The 18798-nt window shown below is 43.7% G+C and carries 20 protein-coding genes; 11 read left to right on the forward strand and 9 right to left on the reverse strand.

Features of this window, described 5'->3' with window-relative positions; genetic code table 11:
• The first annotated feature begins 21 nt into the window (after positions 1-21).
• From GVT53_RS17805 to GVT53_RS17830, 6 genes are all read left to right on the forward strand, one after another.
• Positions 22-1182, forward strand: coding sequence for a PSP1 domain-containing protein (locus GVT53_RS17805; protein ID WP_166249833.1), 1161 nt, complete (start codon positions 22-24; stop codon positions 1180-1182).
• Positions 1172-1663 (forward strand): gliding motility lipoprotein GldH, encoded by a 492-nt coding sequence (locus GVT53_RS17810; RefSeq protein WP_166249834.1) that lies wholly within the window; start codon positions 1172-1174, stop codon positions 1661-1663. Before GVT53_RS17805 ends, GVT53_RS17810 begins: the two co-directional genes overlap by 11 nt.
• On the forward strand, positions 1663-3990 hold the full coding sequence (locus GVT53_RS17815; protein ID WP_166249835.1) for a penicillin-binding protein 1A: 2328 nt from the start codon (positions 1663-1665) through the stop codon (positions 3988-3990). Before GVT53_RS17810 ends, GVT53_RS17815 begins: the two co-directional genes overlap by 1 nt.
• A 99-nt stretch (positions 3991-4089) precedes the next feature.
• A complete protein-coding gene (locus tag GVT53_RS17820) occupies positions 4090-4791 on the forward strand; it encodes a CoA transferase subunit A (protein ID WP_166249836.1) in 702 nt (233 codons plus the stop codon).
• A 60-nt stretch (positions 4792-4851) separates the two neighbouring features.
• Complete coding sequence (locus GVT53_RS17825) at positions 4852-5505, forward strand: 3-oxoacid CoA-transferase subunit B (protein WP_166249837.1); 654 nt, start codon at positions 4852-4854, stop codon at positions 5503-5505.
• Between the two features lie 322 nt (positions 5506-5827).
• Complete coding sequence (locus tag GVT53_RS17830) at positions 5828-6343, forward strand: GNAT family N-acetyltransferase (protein WP_166249838.1); 516 nt, start codon at positions 5828-5830, stop codon at positions 6341-6343.
• Here GVT53_RS17830 and GVT53_RS17835 read toward each other — a convergent pair.
• Entirely contained in the window at positions 6332-6652 is a 321-nt protein-coding gene (locus GVT53_RS17835; RefSeq protein ID WP_166249839.1) for a hypothetical protein, read from the reverse strand. The two genes, GVT53_RS17830 and GVT53_RS17835, sit on opposite strands and share 12 nt — an antisense overlap.
• A 140-nt stretch (positions 6653-6792) precedes the next feature.
• Here GVT53_RS17835 and GVT53_RS17840 point away from each other — a divergent pair, with 140 nt between their 5' ends.
• The gene (locus GVT53_RS17840) at positions 6793-7497 is read left to right on the forward strand and encodes a helix-turn-helix domain-containing protein (RefSeq protein WP_166249840.1); all 705 of its coding nucleotides are present in this window, start codon (positions 6793-6795) and stop codon (positions 7495-7497) included.
• On the opposite strand, the gene GVT53_RS17845 is transcribed toward GVT53_RS17840, so the two are convergent.
• From GVT53_RS17845 to GVT53_RS17870, 6 genes are all read right to left on the reverse strand, one after another.
• Positions 7472-7960: a very short patch repair endonuclease gene (locus tag GVT53_RS17845; RefSeq protein WP_166249841.1), complete on the reverse strand. Its 489-nt coding sequence runs from the start codon at positions 7958-7960 to the stop codon at positions 7472-7474. The two genes, GVT53_RS17840 and GVT53_RS17845, sit on opposite strands and share 26 nt — an antisense overlap.
• A 69-nt stretch (positions 7961-8029) precedes the next feature.
• The gene (locus tag GVT53_RS17850; protein ID WP_166249842.1) at positions 8030-8776 is read right to left on the reverse strand and encodes a succinate dehydrogenase/fumarate reductase iron-sulfur subunit; all 747 of its coding nucleotides are present in this window, start codon (positions 8774-8776) and stop codon (positions 8030-8032) included.
• A gap of 19 nt (positions 8777-8795) precedes the next feature.
• A complete protein-coding gene (locus tag GVT53_RS17855) occupies positions 8796-9191 on the reverse strand; it encodes a four helix bundle protein (protein ID WP_166249843.1) in 396 nt (131 codons plus the stop codon).
• A gap of 55 nt (positions 9192-9246) precedes the next feature.
• A complete protein-coding gene (locus GVT53_RS17860) occupies positions 9247-11250 on the reverse strand; it encodes a fumarate reductase/succinate dehydrogenase flavoprotein subunit (RefSeq protein WP_166249844.1) in 2004 nt (667 codons plus the stop codon).
• 2 nt (positions 11251-11252) lie between these two features.
• Positions 11253-11921, reverse strand: coding sequence for a succinate dehydrogenase cytochrome b subunit (locus GVT53_RS17865; RefSeq protein ID WP_166250528.1), 669 nt, complete (start codon positions 11919-11921; stop codon positions 11253-11255).
• A gap of 379 nt (positions 11922-12300) precedes the next feature.
• Positions 12301-12915 (reverse strand): collagen-like protein, encoded by a 615-nt coding sequence (locus GVT53_RS17870; RefSeq protein ID WP_166249845.1) that lies wholly within the window; start codon positions 12913-12915, stop codon positions 12301-12303.
• Positions 12916-13169: 254 nt separating this feature from the next.
• Here GVT53_RS17870 and GVT53_RS17875 point away from each other — a divergent pair, with 254 nt between their 5' ends.
• The 3 genes from GVT53_RS17875 (at position 13170) to GVT53_RS17885 (ending at position 16415) form a co-directional block, all read left to right on the forward strand.
• Entirely contained in the window at positions 13170-13904 is a 735-nt protein-coding gene (locus GVT53_RS17875; RefSeq protein WP_166249846.1) for a LytR/AlgR family response regulator transcription factor, read from the forward strand.
• A 9-nt stretch (positions 13905-13913) separates the two neighbouring features.
• Entirely contained in the window at positions 13914-15446 is a 1533-nt protein-coding gene (locus GVT53_RS17880; RefSeq protein WP_166249847.1) for a histidine kinase, read from the forward strand.
• Between the two features lie 81 nt (positions 15447-15527).
• Positions 15528-16415, forward strand: coding sequence for a RimK family alpha-L-glutamate ligase (locus tag GVT53_RS17885; RefSeq protein ID WP_166249848.1), 888 nt, complete (start codon positions 15528-15530; stop codon positions 16413-16415).
• A gap of 10 nt (positions 16416-16425) precedes the next feature.
• On the opposite strand, the gene GVT53_RS17890 is transcribed toward GVT53_RS17885, so the two are convergent.
• A complete protein-coding gene (locus tag GVT53_RS17890) occupies positions 16426-16854 on the reverse strand; it encodes a hypothetical protein (RefSeq protein ID WP_166249849.1) in 429 nt (142 codons plus the stop codon).
• 181 nt (positions 16855-17035) lie between these two features.
• On the reverse strand, positions 17036-17425 hold the full coding sequence (locus tag GVT53_RS17895; RefSeq protein ID WP_166249850.1) for a DUF2721 domain-containing protein: 390 nt from the start codon (positions 17423-17425) through the stop codon (positions 17036-17038).
• 79 nt (positions 17426-17504) lie between these two features.
• Between GVT53_RS17895 and GVT53_RS17900 the strand changes: the two genes are divergently transcribed.
• On the forward strand, positions 17505-18797 hold the full coding sequence (locus tag GVT53_RS17900; protein WP_166249851.1) for an aminopeptidase P family protein: 1293 nt from the start codon (positions 17505-17507) through the stop codon (positions 18795-18797).
• Position 18798: the final 1 nt, after the last annotated feature.

The following is an 18798-nucleotide window of genomic DNA, read 5'->3' on the forward strand; positions in this document are numbered from 1 at the left end:
CCTTAAATCAAGATATTATATATGGCGTGTAGCAGTTGTTCAACCGGCAAGGATGGACAACCGCGTGGTTGCAAGAACAATGGTACTTGCGGCACTGATGGTTGTAACAAGCTGACAGTCTTTGACTGGCTTTCCAATATGTCGTTGCCCAACGGTCAAAAACCTTTTGATTGCGTTGAGGTACGTTTCAAGAATAGTAGAAAAGAATTTTTCAAGAATACGGAGAATCTCACTTTGTCCATTGGCGATGTGGTGGCCACACAGGCCAAATCGGGCCACGATGTTGGTGTGGTGACCCTTACCGGCGAATTGGTGCGTATTCAAATGAAGCGCAAAAAAGTTTCGCCAGATGACAAGGCTATTCCCAAGGTGTACCGAAAAGCTACCCAGCGCGATATTGATATTTGGCAAAAATGCAGGGATAGGGAAGAAGAAATCAAAAAGCGTTCCCGGGAAATAGCAATTTCATTGAAGCTCGAAATGAAGCTCAGTGATGTGGAATTTCAGGGAGACGGTTCCAAGGCCACATTCTACTACACGGCCGAAGACAGGGTCGATTTTAGGCAGTTGATCAAGGATATGGCCAAGGCCTTCGGTATCCGTATTGAGATGCGCCAAATAGGCTACCGACAAGAAGCCCAGCGATTGGGCGGTATCGGTTCTTGTGGTCGTGAGCTTTGCTGCTCTACCTGGTTGACGGATTTCAGGTCCGTGAGCACGGCATCGGCACGTTATCAGCAATTGGCCCTGAACCCGCAAAAACTGGCGGGGCAATGTGGCAAGCTTAAATGTTGCCTCAATTATGAGCTGGATATGTATCTGGAAGCACTCAAGAACTTCCCGCCGTCCGACGTTAAGCTCAAGACCCAAAAAGGAATGGCATTCTGTCAAAAAGCGGATATTTTTAAGGAAACGCTCTGGTTTTCGTATAAAGATGAGCCAGCAACTTGGCACACCCTTTCCAAAGATCAGGTTTTGGAAATTATGGAACTTAACAAGAAGGGCGATAAAGTTGCCAGTCTTGAAGAGTATGCCGCGGATAATATAGCGGAAGAAAAGACTACTTTCGAAAATGTCGTAGGTCAGGACAGCCTTACCCGTTTTGACAGGCCTAAGAATAAAAAGAGAAGAAAGAAAAAACGTAGAAAACCAAAATCCAAAGCATCTTCCAATGCAAAATAAATTTTTGTTGCTGCTGGTCACGGTCTTTAGCTTGGCATCCTGTAATGATTCACTGGTCTATTCCGACTATAAACCGGTCAAGGAGGCCAAATGGGAGATGGGCCAAGATGTTGATTTCCAGTTTTCCGAACTGGATTCCACCCAAACCTATAATCTGTTCATCAACATCAGAAACGACGATAATTTTGCCTTCAGCAATTTATTTTTGATAACCGAGTTAGAATATCCAAGCGGGAATACCGTTAAGGACACGTTGGAATATAGAATGGCAGAGCCCAATGGGGAATGGCTCGGAAAAGGAATGGGCAGTGTCAAGGAAAATAAACTTTGGTTCAAGGAAAACATCGATTTTCCCGATTCCGGCGTATATAAGGTGAACATTTCCCACGCTATGCGCAAAAATGGCGATGTGGAAGGCCTTCATGTTTTGGAGGGAATAACGGATGTTGGTTTGGAAATAGAAAAAGCACCCAAATTATAATGGCAAAGAAGCGTCAACAAAAACAGCAACAGAATTTTTTTCCTTTTATTAAGTGGTTTTGGATCATATTCGGGGCAGGCGTTCTTTCAGCAGTCCTGATTTTTCTTCTCGCCTCTTGGGGGGTGTTCGGAGAAATGCCCACTTTTGAAAGGCTCGAAAATCCCGAGACCAATTTGGCAACGGAATTTTTATCATCCGACGGGGAAACCTTGGGAAAACTATACTTGGACGACAACCGAACATGGGTAGATTATGAAACGCTCCCCCAAAACTTGGTGAACGCACTCGTAGCTACCGAAGACGCCCGTTATTACGATCACTCAGGGATAGATGCAAGGGGATTTGTTAGGGCGTTGGCCTATTTGGGGACAAAAGGGGGCGCCAGTACCATTTCCCAGCAGCTCGCAAGACAACTCTTTATTGGGGTCAGGGACAAGGAAAGTACCACTAACGCCATACTTCAAAAAATAAAGGAATGGGTGATTGCCACCCGTTTGGAAAGGAATTATACCAAGCAGGAGATCATTGCCATGTATCTGAACATCTATGATTTTGGGTACAATGCGGATGGAATCCGTTCCGCTGCCAGAATCTATTTTGGAAAAGAGCCGACAGAGCTCAAGACCGAAGAATCTGCAGTTTTGGTAGGCATGCTAAAGAACTCTTCACTCTACAATCCAATGCGCCGTGAAGAATTGGTTTATAATCGGAGAAATACCGTGCTCGGCCAAATGGCAAAGTATGGGTACATCAGCGAAAAGGAGAAGGACTCATTGCAAAGCAGTGAGATGAAGATCAATTTTAATCCCGAATCGCACCGAGAAGGATTGGCCACCTATTTTAGAATGTACATGCAGCGTTATCTGAACAATTGGGTGCGTGAAAACCCAAAACCCGATGGCGAGAACTACAATATTTATTTGGATGGGCTAAAAGTCTATACGACCATCGATTCCAGAATGCAGCGTAACGCGGAAGAAGCCGTGCAGGAACACATGAGCAATTTGCAGGCAGAATTCTTTCACCAAAATACACCCGACCGCAACCCGACCGCACCTTTTTTGGATTTAAGTAAAGGGGAAATAGACACCATTTTGATGAATGCCATGAAACGTTCACCCAGATGGCGTCAATTGAAAAGAGAAGGGCTGTCCGAAAAAGATATCGAGGCCACCTTCCACAAAAAAACGGAAATGACCGTTTTTGATTGGAACAGCGATTCCTACGAAAAAGACACCATCATGACCCCGATGGACTCCATTAGGTACTACAAGACTTTCCTGCGTACCGCCATGATGTCCATGGAGCCACAAACAGGCCACGTAAAGGCATGGGTAGGTGGAATAGATTATAAACACTTTCAGTACGATAATGTAATTCAAGGGTCAAGGCAAGCAGGTTCATTGTTCAAGCCATTTGTATATGCAGCTGCCATAGACCAATTACGTTACTCTCCCTGTTATACCTTGCCGGACAATCAATATAGCATCGAGCCAGGAAAGCATGGGAACATGTTGGCTTGGACGCCAAAGAATTCCGATGGAAAATATTCAGGGGAGGATATGTCGTTAAAAACCGCATTGGCCAACTCGGTAAACACCATTACGGCACAACTTATAGATAGGGTTGGCCCCGGAGCTGTTGTTTCTATGGCAAAAAACATGGGGATTACCAAGGAAATTCCAGCAGTACCATCTATTGCACTCGGTACGCCAGATGTGAGTGTGTACGAAATGGTGGGAGCCTTTGGAACCTATGCCAACCAAGGGGTTTATGTAAAACCTGTAATGGTAACACGTATCGAGGACAAAAATGGCACCGTACTCTTTGAGTACAAACCAGAAACAAAGGATGTGTTGAGCAAGGATGTCGCCTATGCCATGATCAACCTTTTGGAAGGTGTTACCCAATACGGTTCAGGTGGACGTTTAAGGCACACCTACGGCAAGAACAACACCGTTTACAAAGAAATTATTACCGGCTACCCATACGAATTGACAAACCCGATTGCCGGGAAAACAGGAACCACGCAGAACCAGAGTGATGGTTGGTTTATGGGCATGGTGCCCAATTTGGTGACCGGTGTCTGGGTCGGAGGAGAAGATAGGTCCATCCACTTTAATCGTTTGTTATATGGACAAGGAGCGTCCATGGCGCTGCCTATCTGGGGACTTTACATGAAAAAGAACTATGCCAACGAAGAAATCGGTGTTTCCAAGGATGCTTTTGAAGTGCCGGAAGAAATGTCAATTAATCTGGATTGTTCCCAACAACAGAAGGACGAAAATATCGATACCGAAGACGATCTGGACGACTTGGATTTCTAGTTCAAACCGTTTTGATAAAATAAAGCCCCAAGCATATCCTAATTTGCTTGGGGCTTTTTTATTTAAATCGTAATTTCAAGGAATATTAATACGAATGCTATGATCAATAAAAAAGTTGCCAATGTAACCGATGCCCTGAAGGGAGTTGAAAACGGGATGACCTTTATGTTGGGAGGATTTGGCCTATGCGGTATACCCGAAAATGCCATCGATGAATTGGTTCGATTGGGCATTAAGGACATCACGTGCATCTCCAATAATGCCGGAGTGGACGATTTTGGACTGGGATTGCTCTTACAAAAACATCAGATTAAAAAAATGATATCCTCATACGTGGGCGAGAACGATGAGTTCGAACGCCAGATGCTCAGTGGGGAACTGGAAGTGGAACTCACACCACAAGGAACGCTTGCCGAGAAATGCAGGGCGGCCCAGGCAGGGTTCCCGGCCTTTTATACCCCTGCGGGATATGGAACTGAAGTGGCCGAGGGTAAGGAAACCCGAGAATTTGATGGCAAGATGTATGTTTTGGAACCTGCTTTTAAAGCCGATTTTGCTTTTGTAAAAGCTTGGAAGGGAGATGAGGCAGGCAATTTGATTTTTAAGGGCACTGCCCGAAATTTTAACCCCTGCATGTGTGGGGCGGCCACCATTACCGTTGCGGAGGTCGAAGAATTGCTTCCGGCAGGCAGTTTGGACCCCAACCAGATTCATATTCCCGGGATATTTGTACAGCGTATTTTCCAAGGCCAGAAATATGAGAAAAGAATAGAGCAGCGAACTGTAAGAACCAAAAATTAAGCATCAAGATTGTCCCCTTGAGGGGACTTTAGGGGTGTTCATATAAGATACACTAAAGAAATGTTAGATAAAAACGGAATAGCAAAGCGCATTGCAAAAGAAGTCAAGGACGGATACTACGTTAACCTAGGTATAGGGATTCCCACTTTGGTGGCCAATTTTGTGCGGGACGATATAAGTGTGGAATTCCAAAGCGAGAACGGTGTCCTAGGGATGGGCCCCTTCCCGTTTGAAGGTGAGGAAGATGCCGACATCATCAATGCCGGAAAGCAGACCATTACCACGTTGCCGGGAGCTTCATTTTTCGACTCGGCCACTAGCTTTGGAATGATTCGTGGCCAACATGTCCATTTGACCATTTTAGGGGCAATGGAAGTTGCCGAAAACGGAGATATCGCCAACTGGAAAATCCCCGGAAAAATGGTCAAGGGAATGGGCGGTGCCATGGATTTGGTGGCATCAGCGGAAAATATTATCGTGGCAATGATGCACACCAACCGGGACGGTGATTCAAAACTGTTGAAAAGATGCTCCTTGCCATTGACAGGTGTTGGATGTGTCACCAAAATAGTGACCAATCTAGCTGTTCTGGAAGTCACCGAAGAAGGATTTAAATTGTTGGAAAGAGCGCCAAGTGTCTCCGTAGAAGAAATACAGAAGGCTACCGAAGGAAGGCTGGTTGTGGAAGGCGACATCCCCGAAATGAATATTTAATAAATATCCCCGGCATTTTTACAACATATTAAAGCTATTACACAACAATAGTTTTATATTGCCATTCATCGATTATATATTTGGTTATATCGAAATTTTTACCCAAATTAACACCACCAAAACCGATTTAACCATGGCACTAAAAACACACACAACGATGGACGAAAACGTCCAAGTTTACCGAAACGATTTTTTTACAGGGTTTATGCTTTTGATCAAAAAGCTCTTTATGCTTTAGTCAGTTATAATCCCCCTGAAAAATTTGGAGCCAACATCTTGTTAGGCTCTTTTTTTTGCTATAATTTTAAGGAAAACCATACCAATGGCACTGCATTTTCGAGAATGTACCCTTACCGATTTGGACACTTTGGTGGCTATTTCTAAAACTACCTTTTCCGAAGCTTTTGAGAAGGACAATAATCCAGCAGATTTCCAGGCATATATCCATAAAGCTTTTTGCAGCGAAAAGCTGGCAATCGAACTCAAAAAGAAGGATAGTCTTTTTTATTTTGTTTATGATGATGAAACTCTGGCGGGCTATTTCAAACTAAATATCAATACCGCACAAACCGATGTGTACGATTCCAATGCCCTCGAAATCGAGCGTATTTATGTCATCGGGGAACATCAAGGCAAAAAAATCGGTTCTTGGATGCTGCAAAAAATAGTTGCCAAGGCCCGAACATTGAACAAGAGCTACATTTGGCTCGGCGTCTGGGAACGCAATCCAAAAGCCATTCGGTTTTACCAACGGCACGGCTTTGCCAAGTTTGGTGAACATCCGTACTATATCGGTTCTGACAGGCAAACGGACTGGTTGCTCCGCTTACAGGTTTAGCAAGCCTCCCAAAAAAACAATATCCCCCTCGGCCTGTAATTTGTAGGCGAAGGAATTTTCGAAAGCCGCATGAATCAATAAGGACATGGCTTTCGCATTCAGCTTGGTCAAACTATTGGTGCGGTACACCACATCGCGAATGGTGGAAAAGCTCACATTGCTCTGTATGGCAATATTTGCCAGATCGTTTTTGGATGTGTTTCTACGGAGTACTTCCGAGAGTCTTGCGCTTATCGGCTTGCCATAATCTTCATCTTTAAAGATCAGTTCGGCTTTTAGGAATGGCCCATGGCCTTTAATTGAACCCATATATAATTCAAGTTTAAATAATTATATGTCGGGGTCAGATCCGATTTTCTATATTTGGCCTGTAACCCAATTACAGAAAACTAGATAGATTGCTGCGTCGTGTGTTTATTGCGTAACAATATTGCACAATATAGAAATAAATGTATATAATTAAGCAATTACGAAGAAAAAATAATTTAAGTCAATCGCAATTGGGCAAGGAAATTGGCGTCAGTCTTCGAACGATTCAGCTCTACGAACGCAAGGATGCCAACATCCCTATAAAAAACCTTACCAAGATTGCTGAGTACTTTGGACTCACCATTGCGGAGCTCTACATGCACGAGGTGAACGATATGGGCGAGGCCTATACCAAGCGTCAGCCATTTACCAAGCACGGGAGCGTTTTTTACCCGTTGGAATATGGAAAATACTTGGTGATGGCACCATTGGTGTTGGTGGAGTGGCATCAAAAATACATTCGGGACATAGCGAAGGATATTTTTAGCAATCCTTTCCAGGGTGGATTTATCATCGATTTTTTAACGGATGAGGCCCATCGGATATTTGAAGTGTCCGGTGATTCCATGGACGATGGCACTTCCGAGGCAATCCCGAACAAGGCCTATGTGCTTGGGCTCGAAATCAAAAAGGAATCTTTGACCCGTAATAACGAAACTTATTGGAAACAACCATATATCTTGGTCTGTTCCGATAGGATTATCTGTAAGCAGCTTACAGGGTTTGATAGGGTACATAAGAGTTTGCTATGCCATAACTTGAATACTTCACCGGAATTTCAGGATTTTGAGCTGCCTTTGGATGAAGTGCTACAAGTATTCAAGGTTGTGAAAAAGCAGCTTTGACCTCGTTCAAATGGGTGAGTACCTGTTCCAAACATCCATCCAGATTCTTTTTTACCTCGGTTTCCCAAAATCGGAATACCGTATATCCTTTTTCCTTTAGGGCCTGATTCACCTCTGCATCGCGCTGCATGTTACGTTCAATCTTTGGAATCCAGAACTCACGGTTGGTCTTTATTTTTTCCTTGCGTTTCTCCCAATTATGGCCGTGCCAATACTCCCCATCAATAAATATAACGGTCTTGTACTTTTTAAGGGCGATATCCGGCTTTCCTATGAGTTTTTTGTAGTCGATGCGGTAACGGTAGCCCGATTGCCACAAGGCTTTTCTAAAAGCAAGTTCCGGCTTGGTATTCTTGCCGCGGATTTTTCCCATGATCTTGGAACGTTCCGGTGTGGTGTAGAAACCAGATTCCTCATTGAACCGAGGGACTTTGATGCGTTCTTTTGGGTATTCTTTGGGCATACCGTAAGATAACAAAAAACCCAAACTCCAACTGGAGTTTGGGTTTTGTATATCCGAAATGTGATTTGTTTATCCTTTTATAGTGGCGGATAAATATTCACGGTTCATACGGGCAATGTTGGTCAATGAGATACCTTTGGGGCATTCCACTTCACAGGCTCCGGTGTTGGTACAGTTGCCAAAACCTTCCAGATCCATTTGGCGGACCATGTTTTGTACGCGCTCGGTAGCTTCAACCTGACCTTGGGGCAACAAGGCAAATTGGGAAACTTTGGCCGAGGTGAACAACATGGCACTTGCATTTTTACAAGCGGCCACACAGGCGCCACAACCAATACAGGTGGCGGCATCCATGGCTTCGTCAGCATCATATTTGTTAATGGGTATGGCATTGGCGTCTATGGTATTTCCAGATGTGTTCACCGAAATATAACCACCAGCTTGCTGTATGCGGTCGAAAGCGCTACGGTCTACGATCAAATCCTTGATAACCGGGAATGCGGTGGCACGGAAAGGTTCAATTACAATGGTATCCCCATCCTTGAACTTTCTCATGTGCAATTGGCAAGTGGTTACCAATCTATCCGGTCCATGAGGTTCCCCATTGATTTGAAGGGAACAAGTTCCGCAGATCCCTTCCCTACAATCGTGGTCAAATTCTACAGGTTCCTCACCTTTGGAGACCAATTCTTCATTTAGGATATCCAACATTTCCAAGAAAGACATATCTCCTTCTACACCGTCGAGGGTATAATCAACTATTTTTCCTGGTGTGGATGCGTCCTTTTGACGCCATATTTTTAAATGTAGCTTCATTGCTTCGCTAATTATTAAGTTAATCGGTTATTGGTTTAAACTTTAGTTTAGCATCCCTTAAATATTTGATATAACCGTTTAATATTTTCAATGTTCTGTTATATAATCCTCTAAAGTTATTAAGTTTTTCCTCTTCGATATAGTTTTCATCCAACGCTATAATCATATGGTCTAAAGTTTCATTCAAAGAGCCTCTTGCCATGCGGCAAAATTGAATGTTCTCCTGATAGTTGAACCTTCCAAACCCTTCTGCAATATTGTTCCCAACTGACCGGGAAGAACGTTGTATTTGACTGGCAAGTCCAAATTTTTCAGAATCGGGCAAAAGTGGAATGATTTCATCTTTAACATAATTCCTTAGTATTCTGGATTCTTTCCAGCAAGCCAATTCTTCAAAAGATTTAAAACTTCCCACTACTGATTCTACTGCTGTTCTTTATCCAATAACTTAATAACCAATAACACAATAATTATTTATATGATCTTGTCTTCAGTTCAATGTTTTCATATACCAAATCTTCTTTGTGAAGTTCAGCATCCTTGGGCTCGCCCTTGTACTCCCATGCGGCCACATATTTAAAGTTTTCATCGTCACGGAGCGCCTCTCCCTCTTCGGTCTGGTACTCTTCACGGAAGTGCCCTCCACATGATTCGTTTCTGTGCAGTGCATCCTTTGCGAAAAGCTCGCCCAACTCCAAAAAATCGGCCACGCGTCCAGCTTTTTCCAGTTCTTGGTTTTTGGAATCGATACTTCCGGGAACTTTTACGTTCTCCCAGAAATCCTTTCTAAGTTCGGAAATTTCCTTGATGGCTTCTTTCAGTTCTTTCTCGTTACGGGCCATACCACATTTGTTCCACATGATCTTACCAAGTTTCTTGTGATAATAATCCACGGAATGGATTCCCGAACCGCCCATCAACTTTTCCATTCTGTCGCGAACTTGTTGCTCAGCTTCTTCAAATTCCTTGGAATCCGTTGGAATGGCACCGGTTCTAATATCATCGGATAAGTAATCACCAATAGTATATGGCAATACAAAATATCCATCGGCAAGTCCTTGCATCAACGCTGAAGCACCCAATCGGTTGGCACCATGGTCGCTAAAGTTGGCCTCTCCTGCTGCATAACAGCCGGGGATAGTGGTCTGCAAGTTGTAATCCACCCAAAGACCTCCCATGGTATAGTGTACCGCGGGATAGATCATCATCGGGGTTTTGTATGGATTTTGGTCTACGATTTTTTCGTACATCTGGAAAAGGTTGCCGTATTTGGCCTCAACAACTTCTTCACCTAGTTTGGTGATGGTCGCCTTGTCCGGATCTTTAATTCCAGAGGTCAATGCTTTTTCTTTTCCATAACGCTCTATGGCAGATGCGAAATCCAAGAATACCGCTTCACCGGTCTTGTTCACTCCGAAACCGGCATCGCAACGTTCTTTGGCGGCTCTTGATGCCACATCACGGGGCACAAGGTTACCGAAGGCGGGATACCTTCTTTCCAAATAGTAGTCCCTATCTTCTTCGGCAATTTCCGTTGGCTTCAATCTGCCTTCGCGTATGGCAATGGCATCCTCTTTTTTTGCAGGTACCCAGATTCGACCATCATTTCTTAGCGACTCGGACATCAATGTCAATTTGGATTGATGGTCCCCAGAAACGGGAATACAGGTAGGGTGTATTTGTGTAAAGCATGGATTGGCGAAGAAGGCTCCTTTTCGGTGCGCTCTCCATGCAGCCATTACGTTACTTCCCATGGCGTTGGTGGAAAGGAAGAATACGTTTCCGTACCCTCCCGTAGCCAAAACTACGGCGTGGGCGCTATGCCTTTCGATTTCCCCACTTACCAAGTCCCTAGCGATAATTCCTCTTGCCTTACCGTCGACCAAGACCAAATCCATCATTTCATGACGGTTAAAGGCTTGAATCTTTCCACGGTTGATCTGACGGTTCATCGCAGAGTAGGCACCCAGCAACAATTGCTGACCGGTCTGTCCCTTGGCATAAAAGGTTCTTGAAACAAGTACCCCACCGAAAGAACGGTTATCCAACATACCGCCATACTCACGGGCAAAGGGAACCCCTTGAGCCACACATTGGTCGATGATGTTGCCTGAAACTTCTGCCAGTCGGTAAACGTTGGCTTCGCGGGAGCGATAATCGCCACCTTTGATGGTATCGTAGAAAAGGCGGTAGTTACTATCGCCATCCCCTTGATAGTTTTTTGCTGCATTGATACCCCCTTGGGCAGCAATGGAGTGCGCCCTACGCGGTGAATCTTGATAACAGAATGTTTTTACGTTGTAACCCAACTCGGCCAAAGTTGCGGCAGCGGCACCACCTGCAAGTCCTGTACCTACAACGATGATGTCGATGTTCCTTTTGTTGGCAGGGTTAACCAGATTGATGTCGTTTTTATGCTTGGTCCATTTGTCGGCCAACGGCCCAGATGGAATTTTAGAATCCAATATGCCCATACTTACTGTGTTATTGGGTTAAGGTGGTGGTATATGGCGATAAATGCAAATGCCAAGGGTACCACTACCGCAAATATTTTAGCAAATTTTGTAAATCCAACGGTGTACTTGTTGTTGGCACCCATGGATTGGAAAGAGGATGCAAAGCCGTGCCACAAGTGCAGGCTCAGCAACACAAAGGAAACCACGTAAAGAATGGTTCTCCAAAAAGGAGCGAATTTCTCAACAGTCTCGTGGTAGTAACGTGTTGGGTCCTCAGGATTGGCCTCCACATATTTATAGGTCATTTCGTGTACCCAGAAATCGTAGAAGTGCAATGCCAAGAAAGCAAGGATCACCAAACCTGAATAGATCATGTTTCTGGAAACCCATGGTGCATTGGCGCTGCCATTGTACTTAACATAGCCCACGTTCCTGGCTTTTTTGTTCTGGATCTCCAAAACAAAGCCCATTACAAAGTGAACAATGACACCTGCGATTAGAATAGGCTGCATCAAAAATTGGACTATGGGGTTATAGCCCATAAAATGGGATGCTTCGTTAAAAAAATCGGGGGAAAATACCGAGGCCAAATTAATGGTCACGTGAAGAATCAAAAATGTGACCAAAAAAAGACCCGATAGGGCCATAACATATTTTCGGGCCAACGAAGATTTTATCAAACTCATCAGAAGTTAGTTTTTACACAAATTTACGGCACGGATGAGTTTTTAACAAGGAATAAACAAGTTGTACCCCCTTATTTAGAAACATTATATAGAAGGGTCAAAGCTTTGAAAATGATCGAATAAAGGCAGCGAGGTATGGCCGAGGTTGGATTTTGCGTTAGGAAATGTCCTTAAAATGGAGAAATTTTCCACACAAGTTATGGAGAGTTGGATAAAAAGAGACTGTTTCCTGTATCCCATCAGGTTTATCGGAACAGATGAACCGTGGTGAAGCCTAGATGATTTATAAAGTTAGATACCTGGAATAACATCCGATTTGTTCACATACTTTGTATAAGCTTCAACGTATTAAAAAAGTTAGGGGGAACTTTATAATACCTGATTATTCAGGAATATTGAAATGTGCAATCACCTCTTGGTAGCTCATCTTGGTAAAATCTAAATCTGATTTAGCAGATGTGGATACGCCACCGGGAATGAGAACATAACGGTACTGCTCCAAAAATGAGCCGTCAGAGACACTTTCGCCTTCTTCGTTGGCTGCCACCGTGATTCTGATTTCATCACTTAGTGCCCTATAATAATAGGATTGTTGCCTGCCTGCCCCGAATACTATAGGGAGTTGGTAGACGAGGTTTCCTCCGGCACCCAGATCAATTCTTCTTGCATAGACCAAAATGGTCCCAAAATTTAGCATGTCGGGATCAATTTCCGGGGCATCAATGGTAAAGGAAGAGGATGTGGCTATGATGTTGTTGCCGAATTCGGTATTTACCCAATCCGAATAAATCACATTGGCCGTACCAGTTTCTCCTTGCTCGCCCTGTTCTCCCTGTTCTCCTTGTGGGCCTGCAGGTCCGGCGACGCCTTGTTCCCCTTGGGGTCCTTGTGGGCCAACGGCTCCGTCCTCACCATCCTCTGGAGAGCATGAGACGATCATTGCAACCGACATTACGGTTAAAAAGAATGCTTTAATGGACAATTCACTTGTTTTCATGTTTTAATTTTTTTGGGTTTCAGCGGTCAAATTAGAATTGCTGGACCAGTTGATGAACTCGCTCCTTACCGTAGGTGCATATTATTATGCTGGCTGGTTGTTTTTTATTGCCAATGGGGCATTCCGTTCTTTTTTGGAAGGATTTACCATCCGTACAGCATAGTTGCCGGACATACACCATTTTATGTTAAATATCACTACAGGTGGGTTTTGTAGCGGTTCAATTTATAATTTGGGGTAAATAAGGAACCATCATGAGGGTAATTATTGTAGATGACGAGTTGGCCGCTATCAACAGCCTCTCTTGGGAGTTGAGGAGGCACTCGGACTTTATCTCAATTGTTGAAACATTTACTTCTCCCGTAGAGGCCATATCGGGAATCAATTACTTAAAGCCCGATTGTGTTTTTTTGGATATTGAGATGCCCGAAATGAGCGGTTTCTCGCTTTTGGAAAAATTGGAATATCGCAACTTTGCCATAGTCATCACCACAGCATACAATCAATATGCAATTAGGGCAATTAAAGAAAGCGCTGTGGACTACCTTTTGAAACCGGTAGACCAAGATGATATTTTGGGCGTGGTGGAAAAGCTGAAAAAATTGAACGGGGCACAAAATTTCAAACACCAATTCGAGCAAACTTTTGAAGCCCTTTCCCGGGCAAGTTCACCGCAGATCGTTCAGATTCCCGTAAGCGGAAAAATTTTGTTCCTGCGGGTAAATGAGATCGTGTATTGCGAATCGGACGGGAATTACTCAAAAGCCTTTTTGGAATCCGGGGAACAGTTGTTGGTATCAAAAAAATTGAAAGAGCTGGAGGACATGCTTCCCAACCGAATGTTCTTCAGGGTACATAATTCCTATATCGTGCATTTGCTCAAAGTGAAGGAGTATCTACGTTCGGAAGGGTATTTGGTTTTATCGAACCAAAAGAAGATACCGGTCTCAAGGACCAAAAAGGAGGCCTTTTTAAATCGGATGAGCTAATCTGCACGTATGCTGAAAAATTTGACAGACTTTTTCAAGGATAGTAACCAAAATGGATTCGGGTTCCTTGTGGTTTCCGTACTGTTCTATCTTTTTGTTTTTTTTCTGATACAGTTTTTTCAGCACAAGAAACGGTTTTACCTATTTTACTGCCTGTATGCCCTGGTCACCGGCATAACCTTGATGAAATATGTGGAAGGTGTCTTTTTTTCTGATTTTTTCCATAGTCCTTCCGGGAGAAGCTTTGTAGCTTGGGTTCATTACCCTACACAATTGTTTGCGTCCATGCTGTTCAGCTTTTTTGTCTTGGACATTATGCAGTTGAAAAACGGGCATCCGAAATTCGTAAAATGGACATACAGGGCCTATTTGGGAGTTGCACCGATATACTTGATCTTATGGGGCGTTCAATTGATGAATCCCAGGTCTTATTTGATCGATTATTTCCATGGGTTTTTCTTTTTGCCGATGAGCCTGATCGTGTTCGTGGGAGGATTCTATTTGGTACTGAAACAGGACCGCATAATCAAGTGGTACATTCTATCGGGCATGTCGGCACTTTTTGTTTCATACCTCGTTATCACCTTGTATTCGTTTAAGAATAGCAGGGCCAATGACGAAACACTGTATATTTTTTACCTGGGTGTATTGTTGGAAAGTCTGTTGTTCGCCCTCGCCATTGGATTGGAACAGAAAATGGTCTACAAGGATAAGGCCCATGTACAGAAAAAATACATTGAACAACTGGAGGAAAACCAAGTGATCAAGGAGAGTATCAACCGAACCCTATCGGATGAGCTCTTGCAGACCAAGGCCGAAATAGAGGGGCTAAGTTCGGAGGCCCAAAGGGAAAGGACCGAAAAACTCACCATGAAAATGGAGAACAGGTTCGCACAGCTCAAACTCGATGCCCTGCGCAGTCAAATGAATCCCCATTTTATTTTCAATGCGCTCAATTCCATTAAATCCTATCTAATAGAAAATGATCAAGAAAAGGCCATTTATTACCTTGGCAGGTTCTCCAAACTTATCCGTGGAATCTTGGAAAGTTCAAGGAAGGATTTGGTGACCTTAAAGGAGGAATTGGATATTATTGAAATGTATACCGAAATTGAGAGCGACCGATTCAAAAACAACATTGAATACATTGCAGAAATTGATGGTGGGATATCTCCGGATGCTATTTTGATTCCCTCCCTTATATTACAGCCCTTTGTGGAAAATTCCATTTGGCACGGACTTACTACAAAAAAAGGCAAAAAACAGTTGGTCATTAAAGTCCAAGAAACCGATGAAGGGGGTTGTCTTACGGTTATCGTTGAGGATAATGGTATAGGACGGGAAGCATCCCGCCTTAAAAACCGTCAAAACCCGTTAAAGGGGCAATCGTTGGGATTGACGATCGTCCAAGATAGATTGGATTTTTTTTCCAAAAAATACCATGAGGATTTTAGCTACGCCATTTACGATGGAAAAGACGAAGAGACTGGAAAGGCACTGGGAACAAGGGTTATTGTGAACCTCCCAAAACTTACGGAATAACCCTATTTCACCAAAAGAAAAACAGCGGGCAAAAGGAAAATCCAAATAATTGTCCGAATTTGGATAAAATTTAAAAAACCAATGGACATTGCCATACTTTCCGTAAGCCTCAATGTGTATTCCACCGCAAGGATAGCAGAGGAGTTTGAAAAGGCAGGGCATTATGTAGAGCATATTGATCATACCAAATGTTCCGTACAGTTGGGAGACGAAAAGCCCCAGATTTTTTATGGAGCCGATAACATAACCAACGAATTTGATGCCATTGTCCCAAGAATCGGAACCACGGTTACCAGACACGGAGCGGCCATAGTAAAGCAGTTCGAGATGAACAATATATTCAGTACGGCCAAGTCCATGGGAATCATTAGGGCAAGGAACAAGGTTTCCACCCTGCAAATGATGTCCCAAAAACAGATTCCTGTACCAAAAACCGTGTTTTCCATCAATCCCAATAATGTAGAGCACCAAATCGAGCTTTTGGGCGGAGCTCCGGTAATCATCAAACTGCAGGAAGGCACCCAGGGCAAAGGGGTTATCTTGGCGGAAAGCAAGAAGTCGGCAAAATCCGTGATCGATACCCTGTACAATATGAATACCAGTATTTTGTTGCAAGAGTATATCGAGGAGGCCAATGGTGAAGATCTTCGTATCATTGTTGTGGACAATAAAATTGTGGCCAGCATGAAGCGGACCAGCGGGCTGGACGATTTTAGGTCGAACGTGCACCGTGGGGCCGAGACTCAAAAAGTGCAGCTGACGCCTCGTGAAAAGTTCATCGCCATCAATGCCACCAAACATTTGGGCCTGGGTGTGGCAGGAGTGGATTTGATCCGTTCCAAAAACGGCCCCTTGCTTATCGAGGTAAACGCCTCCCCTGGCTTAAAGGGTATTGAGGCGGCCACTGGCATAAACGTGGCCAAAACTATAGTTCAGTACGTAGAGAAAAATGCAAAACGGAGCAGATAGTGAACAAGATTTAAGCAGATAGGTCGATTTGATTGCTGATCTTCGCCATGCTCCATTTGATGGCGTCTTCAAGATCGGAAAACTGACGAATTTTATTCCTGAAGAACAATTTCTCCAAAACTACACTCGTCAATCCGCTTGTATTGTAAGCCACAATGGAATAAAAATCCAATTTATGGCGATGCTTATAAAACTTCAGCCAATCGGTCGGCACTACAGAATAATTGTTGATGCGATTACTGATATAGGCAATTGGCTTGTCCTTTCCCAATACCTCATAGGCCACATCGATTATTTTTTCGGCAATGGACCAATCGAAAGTTTCACCTTCGTTCATTTCTGAAATGACCAGACCTTCAAAAAAATAAAAGGTGCCAAACTCATACTCCCTGATCTGTTTTATTTTTTTAAAAAACTCCAAATCCCTAACACGCTGCATAAACCTTCACTAAAAATGTTTAAAATTTATGCGCAAAAGTAGAAGTAAACTGCAGTTCTATTCGGGTTGGGTTTACCAATGACCCGTTAGAATTGGTACAGGGCCCTTTTCAATTGACGGTTGATTTTTAAGCACTGAGCGTAAGAAGAAGTATTCCTACATACATTGTTTAAACAGCCTATTATTTTTCCATATTTTTCAGTTGAATCCCCAATGCCTTGGTGGATAACTGTACCTCTAAAAGAGAGAGAACCAGGGAAATCATTAAAAAAACAAGACTTATGCCAAAAACAATGTGGGCCCACACCTCGATTTCTACATACACTAGGAACATGGTTACTGCTGCCAACAAAAAACTGATGATGGCCGTAGCCTGCATGTTCTTTATAATGCCCAGACGGTTTCTCAACTGGTTGATCTGTTGTTTTAATGGCGGAGCGGATGTTTCCTCGAACTGTTTATGGAGTTGCCTGATCAATGCCGCTATGGCCAAATACCTTGCATTATAGGCCAACATGGTCAAAGAAATGGCAGGGAAAAGTAGTGCCGGGATGCTGAGGTTGAGCTGCATTTTTTCAATTTGATAGGGAAGGTAAGAATTTGTCTTCGGTAACGCAATTAACTACATTTGAAGAAATCAAAATACAACTATGAAATACTTCCAGATAGACAGTAATCTTTTTGTGAAAAACCGTAAGAAATTCATGGCCCAAATGCGGCCCAAGAGCATTGCGGTGTTCAACTCCAACGATATTTACCCCATTGGTGCCGATAGCACCCTGCCGTTTGAGCAGGACCGCGATCTTTTTTATTTGAGCGGCGCAGATCAGGAGGAAACCATATTGTTGTTGTTCCCAGATGCCATGGATTCGAAACATAGAGAAATTCTTTTTGTAAGGGAGACCAACGACCATATTGCCGTTTGGGAGGGGGCAAAGCTTACCAAAGAGAAAGCAACGGAAGTGTCCGGGATAGAAACCGTGTACTGGCTTTCCGATTTTGACAAGATCTTTTTTGATCTGATGACCGAAGCGGACACCATTTATTTCAACACCAACGAGCATTACCGCCAAGCGGTGGAAACGCAGACCCGCGAAGATCGGTTCATCGAAAAATGCAAAAAAGAGTATCCGGCGCACCAATGGGCCAAGAGCAACCCCATTTTACAGAACATTCGAGGGGTAAAGGAGCCCGAGGAAATCGAGTTGATGCAGAAAGCCTGCGATATTACCGAAAAGGGTTTCAGGAGAATTTTGGAGTTTGTGAAACCCGGTGTTTGGGAACACGAGATGGAGGCGGAGTTCCTGCACGAATTTGTCCGCAACCGCTCCAAAGGATTTGCCTACAGTCCCATTATTGCATCAGGAAACAATGCCAACGTGCTGCATTATTTGGAGAACAACCAAGAAGTAAAGGATGGCGATATGATTTTGCTGGACCTTGCCGCAGAATATGCCAACTATTCCAGTGATATGACCCGCACCATTCCTGCCAACGGTAGATTCACTGACAGGCAAAAAGAGGTTTACAGTGCCGTGCTTCGCGTGAAGGACGAAGCTACCAAAATGTTGGTGCCCGGGACCATTTGGGCCGAGTATCACAAAGAAGTGGGTAAATTGATGACCTCCGAGCTGATAGGTTTGGGATTGCTCGACAAAGCCGATGTGCAGAACGAAAACCTGGATTGGCCCGCCTACAAAAAATACTTCATGCACGGCACCAGTCACCATATTGGATTGAACACCCACGATTATGGGGAATTGAAAAAGCCGATGAAGGCCAATATGGTATTTACCGTAGAACCGGGCATATACATTCCAGCAGAAGGAATGGGCATCCGTTTGGAAGACGACGTCGTTATTCAGGAAAAAGGAGAACCATTCAATTTGATGCGCAACATTCCTATCGAAATCGAAGAAATAGAAGACTTAATGAACAAATAGT

The organism is Flagellimonas oceani (genome assembly GCF_011068285.1).
Lineage (GTDB): Bacteria > Bacteroidota > Bacteroidia > Flavobacteriales > Flavobacteriaceae > Flagellimonas > Flagellimonas oceani.

What these genes read in the sequence shown, in the direction of transcription:
- GVT53_RS17805 (WP_166249833.1), top strand. Translation starts at nt 22, where the DNA reads ATGGCGTGTAGCAGTTGTTCAACCGGCAAGGATGGACAACCGCGTGGT.
- GVT53_RS17810 (WP_166249834.1), top strand. Translation starts at nt 1,172, where the DNA reads ATGCAAAATAAATTTTTGTTGCTGCTGGTCACGGTCTTTAGCTTGGCA.
- GVT53_RS17815 (WP_166249835.1), top strand. Translation starts at nt 1,663, where the DNA reads ATGGCAAAGAAGCGTCAACAAAAACAGCAACAGAATTTTTTTCCTTTT.
- GVT53_RS17820 (WP_166249836.1), top strand. Translation starts at nt 4,090, where the DNA reads ATGATCAATAAAAAAGTTGCCAATGTAACCGATGCCCTGAAGGGAGTT.
- GVT53_RS17825 (WP_166249837.1), top strand. Translation starts at nt 4,852, where the DNA reads ATGTTAGATAAAAACGGAATAGCAAAGCGCATTGCAAAAGAAGTCAAG.
- GVT53_RS17830 (WP_166249838.1), top strand. Translation starts at nt 5,828, where the DNA reads ATGGCACTGCATTTTCGAGAATGTACCCTTACCGATTTGGACACTTTG.
- GVT53_RS17835 (WP_166249839.1), bottom strand. Translation starts at nt 6,652, where the DNA reads ATGGGTTCAATTAAAGGCCATGGGCCATTCCTAAAAGCCGAACTGATC.
- GVT53_RS17840 (WP_166249840.1), top strand. Translation starts at nt 6,793, where the DNA reads ATGTATATAATTAAGCAATTACGAAGAAAAAATAATTTAAGTCAATCG.
- GVT53_RS17845 (WP_166249841.1), bottom strand. Translation starts at nt 7,960, where the DNA reads ATGCCCAAAGAATACCCAAAAGAACGCATCAAAGTCCCTCGGTTCAAT.
- GVT53_RS17850 (WP_166249842.1), bottom strand. Translation starts at nt 8,776, where the DNA reads ATGAAGCTACATTTAAAAATATGGCGTCAAAAGGACGCATCCACACCA.
- GVT53_RS17860 (WP_166249844.1), bottom strand. Translation starts at nt 11,250, where the DNA reads ATGGGCATATTGGATTCTAAAATTCCATCTGGGCCGTTGGCCGACAAA.
- GVT53_RS17870 (WP_166249845.1), bottom strand. Translation starts at nt 12,915, where the DNA reads ATGAAAACAAGTGAATTGTCCATTAAAGCATTCTTTTTAACCGTAATG.
- GVT53_RS17875 (WP_166249846.1), top strand. Translation starts at nt 13,170, where the DNA reads ATGAGGGTAATTATTGTAGATGACGAGTTGGCCGCTATCAACAGCCTC.
- GVT53_RS17880 (WP_166249847.1), top strand. Translation starts at nt 13,914, where the DNA reads ATGCTGAAAAATTTGACAGACTTTTTCAAGGATAGTAACCAAAATGGA.
- GVT53_RS17885 (WP_166249848.1), top strand. Translation starts at nt 15,528, where the DNA reads ATGGACATTGCCATACTTTCCGTAAGCCTCAATGTGTATTCCACCGCA.
- GVT53_RS17890 (WP_166249849.1), bottom strand. Translation starts at nt 16,854, where the DNA reads ATGCAGCGTGTTAGGGATTTGGAGTTTTTTAAAAAAATAAAACAGATC.
- GVT53_RS17895 (WP_166249850.1), bottom strand. Translation starts at nt 17,425, where the DNA reads ATGCAGCTCAACCTCAGCATCCCGGCACTACTTTTCCCTGCCATTTCT.
- GVT53_RS17900 (WP_166249851.1), top strand. Translation starts at nt 17,505, where the DNA reads ATGAAATACTTCCAGATAGACAGTAATCTTTTTGTGAAAAACCGTAAG.